The sequence below is a fragment of the Arsenicicoccus dermatophilus genome (assembly GCF_046267915.1).
GTDB lineage: Bacteria > Actinomycetota > Actinomycetes > Actinomycetales > Dermatophilaceae > Arsenicicoccus > Arsenicicoccus dermatophilus_A.
This window is the reverse complement of sequence record NZ_CP176520.1, coordinates 1,643,715-1,656,285: the sequence shown is the minus strand read 5'-3', so window position 1 is coordinate 1,656,285 and position 12,571 is coordinate 1,643,715. Positions and strand designations below refer to the sequence as shown.

The following is a 12,571-nucleotide window of genomic DNA, read 5'->3' as shown; positions in this document are numbered from 1 at the left end:
CGGCGCTGCGCGCAGCCGAACGCTCCACGGGCGGGACGGAGGGCCGCCACCTAGAGTGCAGCCATGGCGACTGAGGCCGAGGGCGGCCGGGGGCGGCACCGGGTGGGGCACGTGCTCGTCGTCGGGGTGGAGACCACGACGATCCGCGTGGCCGACGAGCTGGTTCGCGGTGGCACCCCGGTGGTGGTCGTCGGCACGCCGGCGGCCGACCGGGACCTGGTGGCCGAGCTGCGCGGGCTGGCCGGGGTGGAGCTGCTCGAGGTGCCCCGGGTCCGCGACGCCGTGCTCCAGGAGGCCGACGCCTCCCACGCCCGCGCGGTCGTGGTCCTCGGGCGCGACGAGGTCGAGGTCACCCGCGTCGCGCTGGCCGTCGCCGAGAGCACCCCCGCGGCCCGCCTGGTCCTGGAGGTCGTCAACGACGACTTCGGCAACCGGCTCGAGGAGCTGCTGCAGGACTGCGAGACGGTGTGCCCCGCCGTCGTCGCCGCACCGACGTTCGTGGCGGCCGCGCGGGGCGAGCTCGAACGCAGACCGGTCGCCGGTCGCGACGTCGTCGTGAGCCCCGACGAGCTGCTCCGCCGCTCCGGCGAGAAGCTCGTCCCGGTGCGCCTGTCCCCCGAGCAGCAGGCGGCGCCGGGGACGACCCACGAGCAGGACCGGCTGCTCCCGAGCGCCGAGGCCACGCCCGGGACGGCGCGGGTCGCGATGGGTTTCCGCTCCACGGGGCGGCGGCGCCGGGTGCGGACCCGCGGTCTGCTCGGAGGCTGGCGTCACCTGGTGGACCGACGCCAGCGGATCGTGCTCGCGCTGCTGGCCCTGGTCATCGTCGCCAGCACCGTCTACTTCCACCACGACGCGCAGAAGGACTGGCTCACGGCGGCCTACCTCGCCGTGACCATGGCGACCGGCACCGGGTACGGCGACCCGGACGACGCCGACCTACGGGTGAAGGTCACCGCGGTGGTCTTCCAGTCCCTCGGTCTCCTGCTCGCCTCCGGCCTGACCGCCGTCCTGACCGACGCCCTCACGGGGTCCCGGCTCCAGGCCATCACCGGAGGGGTCCGCGGCCACCCACGCCGGCACGTCGTGGTGTGCGGGCTGGGCCGGATCGGCACCCAGGTCGTCGTCCTCCTGCGGGCGGAGGGGATCGCGGTGGTGGCGGTGGAGCGCAACGAGGAGGCCTACGGCGTCAACCGGATCCGCCGGCTCAAGGTGCCCGTGATCATCGGCCACGCCAGCGACCCCTCGACGCTGGAGGCGGCGGGCATCCGGGACTGCGACACGGTGATGGCCCTCACCGACGACGACGCGGTCAATCTCGAGATCGCGCTCGTCGCCCGCAGCGCCCGGGACGACCTGCGGCTGGTGACGCGGCTGTTCGACGACGAGCTCGCCAGACGGGTCCAGCACCGGCTGGCCCCCGGGGTGAGCCTGTCCGTGTCGATGCTCTGCGCGCCCCGGATCGTGGCCCGGGCGCTGGGACGGCCGATCCCGCAGGTGCCCGTCGCCGTCCGCGCCGAGCCGGCGGCGTTGCTGGCGGAGCTCCTCGTCGAGCCCGGCTCCGAGATCGTGGCGTGCCTCCCCGCCCAGCTCGACATCCCGGGCCATGTGCGGGTGCTCGCGGTGCGCCGGCGTGCGGGCGAGGACGCCCCCGCCCCTGCGTGGACCTGGCCACCCACCGCGGCGCCGTTGGCACCCGGCGACGCCATCGCCGTCGCCGCCACCGCTGCCAGCCACGACCGGCTGGCGCGGTCCTGCCGCCGTGCACGCAGCGGCGCCTCGGTCGCGTCGGGCGGCTCCGGGCCCGTTGCTGGCTGACCCGAAGGCCTGGCCCGCCCATTCGGTGCGAGGCTGCCGGGCAGTCTGTCCGGCAGACGTATGCCGAGCCGGGGGCCGACCTTCCGGCCGGCCTGGGCTCGTCGCAGCGGCATACCGCCTGGACATGGCGCTGCGGCCCGCCCTGCGAGGAGGACGAGCCGCAGCGGGAGGAGCAGGGGTCAGCGCTTGACGAGCGAGCGCAGGACGTACTGCAGGATGCCGTCGTTGAGGTAGTACTCGCGCTCACCGGGGGTGTCGATGCGGACGTCCGCGTCGAACTCCACGGCCGCGCCGCCGTCCTTGACCGCCGTGACGTGCACGGTCCTGGGCGTGCGGCCCTCGTTGAGCTCCGTGACCCCGGTGATCTCGAAGGTCTCGGTGCCGTCCAGGCCCAGGGAGTCCGCGGACTGCCCCTGGGGGAACTGCAGCGGCAGGACGCCCATGCCGATCAGGTTGGAGCGGTGGATGCGCTCGTAGGACTCGGCGATGACCGCCTTGACGCCCAGCAGGCGCGTGCCCTTGGCCGCCCAGTCGCGCGACGATCCGGAGCCGTACTCCTTGCCGCCGAGCACGACGAGCGGGATGCCTGCGGCCTGGTAGGCCTCGGCGGCGTCGTAGATCGTCGTCTGCTCGCCGCCCGCGAGGAAGTTGCGGGTGCAGCCGCCCTCGACCCCGTCGAGCAGGAGGTTCTTGAGGCGGATGTTGGCGAAGGTGCCCCGGACCATGACCTCGTGGTTGCCGCGGCGCGAGCCGTAGGAGTTGAAGTCCTTGCGGTCGACCCCGTGCTCGGCGAGGTAGCGCCCGGCCGGGCTGTCGGCCTTGATCGCGCCGGCCGGCGAGATGTGGTCGGTGGTGACGGAGTCGCCCAGCTTGGCCAGGACGCGGGCACCGGTGATGTCCGCGACCGGGGTCAGCTCCATGGTCATGCCCTCGAAGTACGTGGGCTTGCGCACGTAGGTGGACTCGCCGTCCCACTCGAAGGTCTTGCCCTCGGGGGTGTCCAGACCCTGCCAGCGGGCGTCGCCGGCGAAGACGTCCTGGTAGTCCTCGACGAAGATGTCGCGGGTGATCGACTCGGCGATGGTCGCCTCGACGTCCTGCGGGGCGGGCCAGATGTCCTTGAGGAAGACGTCCTTGCCCTCCTTGTCCTGGCCGAGCGGCTGCGTGTCGAAGTCGAAGTCCATCGTCCCGGCCAGGGCGTAGGCGATGACCAGCGGCGGGGACGCCAGGTAGTTCATCTTGACGTCCGGGCTGATCCGGCCCTCGAAGTTGCGGTTGCCCGACAGGACCGCGGTCACCGACAGGTCGTTGTCGTTGATCGCCGCGGAGATCGCCTCGTCCAGCGGCCCGGAGTTGCCGATGCAGGTGGCACAGCCGTAGCCCACGAGGTTGAAGCCCAGGGCGTCCAGGTGCTCCCACATGCCCGCCCGCTCGTAGTAGCCGGTGACGACCTGCGAGCCCGGGGCCATGGAGGTCTTGACCCACGGCTTGGCCTGCAGACCGCGCTCGTGGGCGTTCTTGGCCAGCATGGCGGCGGCCATCATCACCGAGGGGTTGGAGGTGTTGGTGCACGAGGTGATCGAGGCGATCGCGACGTGGCCGTGGTCCAGCGTGAAGGTGCCCTTGTCGGTGGTCACCTCCACCTTGCGGGTCGGGCGGGTGGAGCCGGAGCCGGTCTCGGCCGGGGCCTCGCCGCCGTGCTCCGGGTCGCTCATCTGCGCGGGGGCGTCGGACGCCGGGAAGGACTCGCCCTCGACGCCGTCGCCCTCGCGGCCCGCGACGTACGTCGGCAGGACCTTGCGGAAGGACTCCTTGGCCTCGGCCAGGACGATGCGGTCCTGCGGGCGCTTCGGCCCGGCGATGGACGGGACCACGTCGCCGAGGTCGAGCTCGACCAGCTCGGAGTAGCGCGCCTCGACCGCGGGGTCGAGCCACATGCCCTGCATCTTGGCGTAGGCCTCCACGAGGGCGACCTGCTCGTCGTCGCGACCGGTCAGGCGCAGGTAGTCCAGGGTGACCTCGTCGATCGGGAAGATCGCGCAGGTGGAGCCGAACTCGGGGCTCATGTTGCCGATGGTGGCGCGGTTGGCCAGCGGCAGCGCGGCGACGCCCTCGCCGTAGAACTCCACGAACTTGCCGACGACACCGTGCTTGCGCAGCAGCTCGGTGATGGTGAGGACCACGTCGGTGGCGGTGACGCCGGGCTTCATGGTGCCGGTGAGCTTGAAGCCGACGACCCGCGGGATGAGCATCGAGACGGGCTGGCCGAGCATGGCCGCCTCGGCCTCGATGCCGCCGACGCCCCAGCCCAGCACGCCGAGGCCGTTGACCATCGTGGTGTGGGAGTCGGTGCCGACGCAGGTGTCGGGGTAGGCCTGGCCGCCCCGGCTCATCGTCACGCGGGCGAGGCGCTCGATGTTGACCTGGTGGACGATGCCGGTGCCTGGCGGGACGACCTTGAAGTCGTCGAAGGCCGTCTGGCCCCAGCGCAGGAACTGGTAGCGCTCGTTGTTGCGCTCGTACTCGAAGTCCTGGTTGATCTGGAAGGACGTCGGCGAGCCCGCGGAGTCGATCTGGACCGAGTGGTCGATGACCAGCTCGGCCGGGGCGAGCGGGTTGATGCGGGCCGGGTCGCCGCCCAGCTCGGCGACGGCCTCGCGCATGGTGGCCAGGTCGACGACGCAGGGGACGCCGGTGAAGTCCTGCATGATCACGCGGGCGGGCGTGAACTGGATCTCGGTGTCGGGCTGGGCGTCCTGGTCCCAGCCGCCCAGGGCGCGGATGTGGTCCGCGGTGATGTTGGCGCCGTCCTCGGTGCGCAGGAGGCACTCGAGCAGGACCTTGAGGGAGTACGGCAGGGTCTTGCTGCCCTCGACCGCGTCCACGCGGAACACCTCGTAGGAGGCGTCACCGACCTTCAGCGTGTCCTTGGCTCCGAAGCTGTTCACACTCTCTTGGCTCACGCCTGTTCCTTCCACGGAGATTCTTGTCTTGATGTCAAGACAAGAATCCCACGGGTATCTCTTGACGTCAAGACATCTAGTTGCGCGCTGCACGAGGGCGTGGCCGGAGGGCACGTCGTCGTGGTCCTGCTGCCCCGCGATTGTCTCGCACGGGTGCGGGGCCTGCGACCCCGGGAGGGGGTATGGCGCCCGCGGGGAATCAGTGGTCCCCCACGGCCTCCGTCCCGTCCTCGGGATCACCCGGCTCGAGCAGCGCGATGCACTCCACGTGCTGGGTCATCGGGAAGGCGTCGTAGGCCACCAGGTCGGTGAGCAGGTAACCGAGCTCCTCGGCGACGGCGAGGTCGCGGGCGAGCGCGGAGGGGTCGCAGGCGACGTAGGCGATCGCCCTCGGCCCGAGCTGGGCGAGCTGCTCGACGACCTGGCGCCCGGCGCCGGAGCGGGGCGGGTCCAGGACCACGACGTCGGCTCGCAGCCCGCCGCGGGCCGCCTGCGCGAGCACGTGGTCGACGCGACCCTGGCGGACCTCGACGTGGGGGTGCTCCTCGAGGTTGTCGAGGGCGTGGTCGACGGCGGCGGCGTCGGCCTCGACCGCCAGGACGTGACCGGACTGCCCCACCGCGTCGGCCAGACCGGCGGCGAAGAGCCCCACCCCGCAGTACAGGTCGAGGGCGTGCTCGCCCTCCTGCGGGTCCAGCATCGCCACCACCTCGCCGAGGAAGGTCGTGGCCGCGGCCGGGTGCACCTGCCAGAAGCCGCGGGCGGACACCTCGAAGGCGTGCTCCCAGTCCTCGAACCCGACCGTCTCCAGGACGCCCGGGTCCGAGCCCGTCGTGCCGTCCCGGTGGATCGGGATCTGCACGGCCTCCTCCAGGCCCGACGCGTCGACGACGTCGACGCCCTCGCAGCCCTCCCAGGTGGTCGCCAGGACACCGGAGTCGATGACCGGGCGGGTGGCGATCAGGCAGTCGTCGACCGGCTCGATCTCGTGGGAACGGTGCCGTCGCAGACCGGGCCGGCCGGACGCGTCCACGGCGAACTCCACCCGGGTGCGCCAGTCCAGGCCGGTCTCGTCCTCGGTCAGGGGCAGCACCCGCAGACCCTCCAGCTCGATCCCGGCGAGCCGGTCGAGCTGCTCGGCGATCACCTGTGCCTTGAGCTCGCGCTGGTGGTCCAGGGCCACGTGCTGCCAGTCGCAGCCGCCGCAGCGGCCGGGGCCTGCCCACGGGCACGGCGGGGTGACCCGGTGCTCGGAGGGCTCCAGCACCTCGACGGCGTCGGCGCGCAGGAAGCGGTCGCCGGTGCCGCCCTCGGTCACCCGGATCCGCACCCGCTCCCCGGGCAGGCAGTGCCGCACGAAAACCACACGGCCGTCCAGGCGGGTGACGCAGAAGCCCCCGTGAGCCACGTTGCCGATGGTCACCTCGGCCTCCTGGCCGACGAGCGGCTCACCCTTGACCTGGCGCTCGCGGGTGGCGCGACCACCAGTCCGCCCGTGGCCGCCGCGGCGACCTCCTGCGCGCCTGCCGCCCGGTCGTCCGGGACGCTCTCGCTCCGCCATCAGCTGGTGCTCCTCTCGGTGACGTCGCCCGACAGGCTATCCGGCACCGGGACCCCGTCGTGGTTCACGACCGTCCCCCGGCCGCGGTCCCCGGCCGCGGTCTCGGCCCGCAGCTCGGCCCGCACCACGTCGCTGGAGCGTAGCTGGTAGGGGACGCTCGTCATCATCACGCCGGGCATGAACAACAGCCGGCTCTTGATCCGGAAGGCGCTCTGGTTGTGCAGGATCGACTCCCACCACCGCCCGAGGACGTACTCGGGCACGAACACCATGACCAGGTCACGAGGTGAGGTGCGGCGCACCGACGCGACGTAGGACACGACCGGCCGGGTGATCTCGCGGTAGGGCGAGTCGAGCACCTTCAGCGGCACCGGGATCCCACGGCGCAGCCACTCCTCCTGCAGCCGCTCCCCGTCCTGCGGGTCTACGGCCACGGTGATCGCCTCGAGCGTGGACGGGCGGGCGGCGCGGGCGTAGGCCAGGGCCCGCAGCGTGGGCTTGTGGACCTTGGAGACCAGCACGATGGCGTGCACCCGCGAGGGGAGCCGGCCCTCGGTGGTGTCGTCCTCGGGCACCGCGAGCTCGGCCGAGACCCGGTCGTAGTGGCGGTGGATGGCCTTCATCAGCACGAACAGCACCGCCATGGCCAGGATCGCGTACTTCGCGCCCGCTGCGAACTTGGTGATCAGCACGATGACCAGGACGCTGCCCGACATGGTGGCGCCGATGTAGTTGATCGTCCGGCTGGTCTGGTGCCGTCGGCGCCCGGCCGGGTCGGTCTCGGTGCGCAGCAGGCGGTTCCAGTGCCGGATCATGCCGATCTGGCTGAGGGTGAAGGACACGAACACACCCACGATGTAGAGCTGGATCAGCTTGGTGACCTCGGCGTCGAAGATCACCACGAGGACCACGGCCGCGGCGGCGAGGATCAGGATGCCGTTGGAGTAGGCCAGCCGGTCGCCGCGGTTGTGCAGCTGGCGCGGCAGGTACCCGTCGCGCGCCAGGATCGACCCCAGCACCGGGAAGCCGTTGAAGGCGGTGTTGGCGGCCAGGATCAAGATGATGCCGGTGACGGTCGACACCACCATGACGCCCGCCGGGAAGCCGTCGAACACCGCGAGCGCGAGCTGACCGATGATCGTGTGCTGGACGTAGCCCGCACCGACGTGCCGGCCGTCCAGGAGGAGCTGCTCGGCGGGGTTCTCGGCATACCTGACCCCGGTCCGGATGGCGAGGTAGATGATCGACATCAGCATGGTCACCGAGATGGCGCCCATGAGCAGCAGGGTGGTCGCGGCGTTGGCGGACTTGGGTCGGCGGAACGCCGGGACACCGTTGGAGATGGCCTCGACGCCGGTCAGGGCGGCGCAGCCCGAGCTGAAGGCTCGCAGCATCAGGAAGGCGAAGGCCAGGCCGGTCAGGCCTTCGTAGCCCGGCTCCGGCAGGAGCGTGAACCGCGCGCTCTCCGCCGGGGGCAGGGTGCCGGTCAGGTCGCGGAACAGCCCGAACAGCGCCATGCCGATGATCGCGACCATGAACGCGTAGACCGGGACGGCGAAGGCCTTGCCCGACTCCCGCACCCCGCGCAGGTTCATGGCGGTCAGCAGCACGATCAGGACGACCGCGACGGGCATCTCGTGCCCGTCGAGGGCGGGTATGGCGGCCGTGGCGTTCTGCACGCCCGAGGAGATGGACACCGCCACGGTGAGGACGTAGTCCACGAGCAGCGCCGACGCCACGCCCAGACCGGCCCAGGGCCCGAGGTTCTCGGTCGCCACCTCGTAGTCGCCGCCACCCGACGGGTAGGCGTGGACGTTCTGCCGGTAGGACAGCACCACGACGACCATGACGAAGACTACGCCCAGGCCGATCTGCCAGGAGTGCGTCGTCGCCATGGCGCCGCCGGCCAGGGCTAGGGTCAAGAAGATCTCGTCCGGCGCGTAGGCCACCGACGACAGCGCGTCGCTGGCGAAGATCGGCAGGGCCAACCGCTTGGGGAGCAGCGTCTCCCCCAGCTTGTCCGACCGCATGGCCGGGCCCACCACCACACGTTTGATCGCACGTCCGAGCTCTGCCACGTCCCCCACTGTAGGGCCGGGCACCGACGGACCCACGCGGCACCGGGCCGGACGACCCTGCCGGTGTAGCGTGGCGGGGTGCACATCGTGATCATGGGCTGCGGACGCGTGGGGTCCACCCTCGCGCTCAAGATGGAGGAGGCGGGGCACGAGGTCGCCGTCGTCGACCAGAACGCCTCGGCCTTCCGGCGTCTCGGGCGCGGTTTCGAGGGTCGCCGGGTCAAGGGCATCGGCTTCGACCGGGACACGCTGCGCGAGGCGGGCATCGAGCAGGCGTACGCCTTCGCCGCGGTCAGCAACGGCGACAACTCCAACATCCTCGCGGCGCGCGTGGCCCGGGAGACCTTCGGGGTCGAGCACGTCGTCGCCCGGATCTACGACCCTCGTCGTGCCGAGATCTACCAGCGCCTGGGCATCACCACCGTGGCCACCGTCCAGTGGACCGTCGACCGCGTGGTGCGCCGGCTGATGCCGCAGGGCTCCGTGCCCGAGCTCATCGACCCCAGCGGGCAGGTCGCGCTGAGCGAGGTCGCCGTGGACAAGGCCTGGGTGGGCCACCGGCTGACCGCGATGGAGGCGGCCGCGGGCGCCCGCGTCGCCTACCTCACCCGATTCGGGCAGGGCCTGCTGCCCGGTCCCGACACCGTCATGCAGGAGGGCGACATCGTGCGCTTCCTGTCGACGACCGACCAGATCCCCCACATCGAGCGGGTGCTCGCCGCCCCGCCCGTCCACGAGTGAGAGTGCCATGCGTGTCGTCATCGCCGGAGCCGGCTCGGTCGGTCGGTCCATCGCCCGTGAGCTGCTGCACAACGGGCACCAGGTCCTCCTGGTCGACAAGGACGCGGACGACGTCCAGGCCGGCCGGGTCCCCGAGGCGGCCTGGCTGCTCGCGGACGCCTGCGAGATCACGGCGCTGACCGAGGCCGGGCTCGCGGACTGCGACGTGGTCGTCGCGGCCACGGGAGACGACAAGGCCAACCTGGTCGTCTCCCTGCTCGCCAAGACCGAGTTCGGGGTGCCGCGCACCGTCGCCCGCGTCAACAACCCGCGCAACGAGTGGATGTTCGACGAGTCCTGGGGCGTCGACGTCGCCGTCTCGACCCCGCGGCTGATGACGGCCCTGGTCGAGGAGGCCGTGAGCGTCGGTGACCTGGTGCAGATCTTCACCTTCAACAAGGGCGGCGCCACGATGGTGGAGCTGACCCTGCCGTCCGAGAGCCCTTACGCCGCTGCCAGGGTCGCCGACGTGCCGCTGCCCCGGGACACCGTGCTCGTCGGCATCATCCGCGACGGCCTGCCGATCGCCCCCAGCCGCGACGACTCGCTGGAGATCGGCGACGAGCTGCTCTTCCTCACCGTCGAGGACGTGGAGGACGAGCTGGAGTCGTTGCTCTCCCCCGGTCCCCGCAAGCCGCGCGCCGAGGTCGACCCGGGAGCGCAGGACGAGGACGACCTCTGACGGAGGCGGCCCCGGTTGCACCCGCCCGGGAGTGCCCGCGGGGCGCCGTCAGGCGAGGTCGTCGGTCCGCGTGGCCGCGCGGGCGGCCTGCTGCTCGGTGGGGGTCGCCCCGCGCACGAGCACCACGCCCATGATCGCGATGGCCGCGACGTAGGCCGGCCAGCCGAGGGCGACCTTGGCGATGCCGAGCGCCGCCACCTGGTGGGTGAGGTAGAGCGGCACCATCACGACCAGGCGCACCGCGAACAGGCCCGCCAGGACCCAGGTCAGCCGGCTCGCCACCCGCACCAGCGGTCGGTCCCGACGCCAGGCGACCGGGTCGTCCTTGAAGTCGGGGTCGCCGATCCCGACCAGGAAGCCGATGAGCGGCCACCCGACCAGGATGGACGTGACGGTGCCGACCAGGTAGGCCCCGCTGATCATCATCCCGGGCAGGAAGGCGTCCTCCGCCCGCCCCGAGCGCAGCGCGAAGACCGCCGCGAAGGCGGTGGCGACCAGGCTGGTCAGCACGAACTGCACGGTCTGCCGCTGGACCAGACGGGCCACCAGCAGGATCAGCACGGGTATGGCGGACACGACCACGGCGGCGCGGACGTCGTGGCGGACGAGCCACACCACGACGAAGGCGATCGTGGGCAGCGCCGCCTCGACCGAGCCGCGCCACCCGCCCATCGCCGCGCTGAGGCGGGTGCGGATGACCTCCTCGACCGTGGTCGCCGGTGCCGGCTCCCGGGTCACGGGCGGGTCCCCTCGGCCGGTGCGGCGGGTGCGGTCGGTGTGGCGCCGCGACCGGGGAGCAGCTCGTAGCGCGGGTTGTAGATCGTGGGATAGCCGTCGACCCGGCACACCCGACCCCGGGCGGTCAGCGAGACACCGGGACGGATGCCGGCGATCCGGCGCCGCCCCAACCAGACCAGCTGCAGGGGCTGGGTGCCGTCGTAGATCTCGGCCTTGAGCGCCGGCACCCGGCCCTCGGGGCTCAGCGTCGTGGAGCGGACCGCACCGGAGACGGTGGCGACCTGCCGGTCCACCAGCTCGGCGATGGACGTGGCACCCAGCCGGTCGGCGTCCGAGCGCAGCTCGTCGGCCTCCAGCTCCTCCACGGGCGTGGTCATCCGCCCGACGAGGCGGCGCAGCAGACCGGGGCGGCCGACCACCATCAGCGGATCTCGGTGATCTCAGGGCCCCGCTCGAAGGGCTGCAGGTCGTCGGTGCTGCGGGGACCCAGGTCCTCCTCGACCAGCTCACCGTGCTGCTGGGCGATCTCCGGCAGCCGCAGCGGCAGCATCTCGCGCGGCGCCATCGCGTGGTCGCCGCGGACCACGACGACCTCGCTGAACACGTGCAGCAGCGCAGCGGCCGCGCCGGAGTCCGTGGCCGCCGGGCCGGTGAGGAAGCCGCGCAGGAACCAGCGAGGTCCGTCGACGCCGACGAAACGCGCCGGGGTGTACTGCCCCGGGCCGGACGGCATCATCACCGCGAGCTCGGTGCCGTGCGGCCCGTCGAAGATCTGCGTGGAGCCGCCGGCGTTCTCGATACCTGCGGCGATCTCGTCGCGGATGTCGTCCCAGATGCCGAGGGTGCGTGGCGCCGCGAAGGCCTGCAGCTGCAGGACCGACTCACCCAGGTGGCAGCTCACGGCCACGACGTCGCCGGTCGACTGGTCGAGCTCGAGGCGCATCTCCATGCCGTCGACACCGGGGACCAGGAGACCGCCGAGGTCGAGGCGGTCGCTGACGTCGGACACCTCGCAGCGGTCGTAGGGCCCGTGCTCCCGGACCGTCACCTGCTCCTCGGACCGCGCCTCGGCGGCGTCGGTGGACTGGGACTTGTCTCGGCGGAAGAAGGCCACGGGGTCCTCGGCATTCGTCGGTGTCGGTGGGGTCTCGTCGGGGTCGCGACCGGACCGGTCAGGCCGACCCGCTGGCCCCGTGCCCGGTCGCGCCACGCGCGGAGCCAGGCAGCGAGTCTACGCGGACGAACTCCGCGCGAGCCACGGGCTGCACCACCAGCTGAGCGATGCGGTCCCCGCGACGCAGCTCGACCGGGGTGACCCGGTCCGTGTTGAGCAGGTTGACGAAGATCTCGCCCCGGTAGCCCGCGTCCACGGTGCCGGGGGCGTTGACGACGGTCAGTCCGTGCCGGTGCGCCAGGCCCGACCGCGGGTGGACGAAGCACGCCCAGCCCGCGGGCAGCGCGACCGCCACGCCGGTGGGCACCAGCCGGCGCTCACCGGGAGCCAGGGTGACGTCCTCACGGGCGCGCAGGTCGGCGCCCGCGTCCCCGTCGCGGGCGTAGGTCGGCGCCGGCAGCCCGTCGTCCAGACGCTGCAGGAGGACCTCCACCTCGGCAGGGCCGGCATGCCCGCTGCTCATGTCACGCGCACTCGCGGCAGATCGGCTGGCCGCCGACCTCCTTGGCGAGCTGGCTGCGGTGGTGCACGAGGAAGCAGCGGCCACAGGTGAACTCGTCGGCCTGACGCGGCAGCACACGCACCGACAGCTCCTCGCCGGACAGGTCCGCGCCAGGCAGCTCGAAGCCCTCGGCCTGCTCGGTCTCGTCCACGTCGACGCTGGAGGACGAGACGTCGCCGCGGCGGGCCTTCAGCTCCTCGATCGAGTCCTCGGAGATGTCGTCGTCGGTCTTGCGCGGTGCGTCGTAATCAGTTGCCATCTCGGCCCTCTCGAAT

11 protein-coding genes are annotated in these 12,571 nt (G+C 72.2%); 3 read left to right on the top strand and 8 right to left on the bottom strand.

Going from position 1 to position 12,571, the window contains the following annotated elements:
* Positions 1-63 precede the first annotated feature (63 nt).
* Complete coding sequence (locus tag ACK2IS_RS08050) at positions 64-1,818, top strand: NAD-binding protein (RefSeq protein WP_409485623.1); 1,755 nt, start codon at positions 64-66, stop codon at positions 1,816-1,818.
* A gap of 179 nt (positions 1,819-1,997) precedes the next feature.
* On the opposite strand, the gene acnA is transcribed toward ACK2IS_RS08050, so the two are convergent.
* The 3 genes from acnA to ACK2IS_RS08035 all read right to left on the bottom strand — a co-directional run bounded on the left by acnA (position 1,998) and on the right by ACK2IS_RS08035 (position 8,420).
* Entirely contained in the window at positions 1,998-4,781 is a 2,784-nt protein-coding gene (acnA, locus tag ACK2IS_RS08045; RefSeq protein ID WP_409485622.1) for an aconitate hydratase AcnA, read from the bottom strand.
* A 199-nt stretch (positions 4,782-4,980) separates the two neighbouring features.
* Entirely contained in the window at positions 4,981-6,342 is a 1,362-nt protein-coding gene (locus ACK2IS_RS08040) for a class I SAM-dependent RNA methyltransferase (RefSeq protein WP_409485621.1), read from the bottom strand.
* Positions 6,342-8,420 (bottom strand): APC family permease, encoded by a 2,079-nt coding sequence (locus tag ACK2IS_RS08035; protein ID WP_409485620.1) that lies wholly within the window; start codon positions 8,418-8,420, stop codon positions 6,342-6,344. The genes ACK2IS_RS08040 and ACK2IS_RS08035 overlap by 1 nt, the downstream gene beginning before the upstream one ends.
* A 78-nt stretch (positions 8,421-8,498) precedes the next feature.
* Between ACK2IS_RS08035 and ACK2IS_RS08030 the strand changes: the two genes are divergently transcribed.
* Entirely contained in the window at positions 8,499-9,161 is a 663-nt protein-coding gene (locus ACK2IS_RS08030) for a potassium channel family protein (RefSeq protein WP_409485619.1), read from the top strand.
* A 7-nt stretch (positions 9,162-9,168) separates the two neighbouring features.
* Positions 9,169-9,882 carry a potassium channel family protein gene (locus ACK2IS_RS08025; RefSeq protein ID WP_409485618.1) on the top strand — a complete coding sequence of 238 codons (714 nt, stop codon included), beginning with the start codon at positions 9,169-9,171 and terminating at the stop codon, positions 9,880-9,882.
* A 48-nt stretch (positions 9,883-9,930) separates the two neighbouring features.
* Here ACK2IS_RS08025 and ACK2IS_RS08020 read toward each other — a convergent pair whose 3' ends face one another.
* From ACK2IS_RS08020 to ACK2IS_RS08000, 5 genes are read right to left on the bottom strand one after another with little or no spacing between them, the layout of a single operon-like run.
* A complete protein-coding gene (locus tag ACK2IS_RS08020) occupies positions 9,931-10,620 on the bottom strand; it encodes a DUF3159 domain-containing protein (RefSeq protein WP_409485617.1) in 690 nt (229 codons plus the stop codon).
* On the bottom strand, positions 10,617-11,042 hold the full coding sequence (locus ACK2IS_RS08015) for an OB-fold nucleic acid binding domain-containing protein (protein ID WP_409485616.1): 426 nt from the start codon (positions 11,040-11,042) through the stop codon (positions 10,617-10,619). The genes ACK2IS_RS08020 and ACK2IS_RS08015 overlap by 4 nt, the downstream gene beginning before the upstream one ends.
* Entirely contained in the window at positions 11,042-11,734 is a 693-nt protein-coding gene (locus ACK2IS_RS08010) for a DUF3710 domain-containing protein (protein WP_409485615.1), read from the bottom strand. Before ACK2IS_RS08010 ends, ACK2IS_RS08015 begins: the two co-directional genes overlap by 1 nt.
* A 58-nt stretch (positions 11,735-11,792) precedes the next feature.
* The gene (gene dut / locus ACK2IS_RS08005; protein WP_409485614.1) at positions 11,793-12,257 is read right to left on the bottom strand and encodes a dUTP diphosphatase; all 465 of its coding nucleotides are present in this window, start codon (positions 12,255-12,257) and stop codon (positions 11,793-11,795) included.
* Between the two features lies 1 nt (position 12,258).
* Positions 12,259-12,555, bottom strand: coding sequence for a DUF4193 domain-containing protein (locus ACK2IS_RS08000; RefSeq protein ID WP_241451616.1), 297 nt, complete (start codon positions 12,553-12,555; stop codon positions 12,259-12,261).
* Between the last annotated feature and the right edge of the window lie 16 nt (positions 12,556-12,571).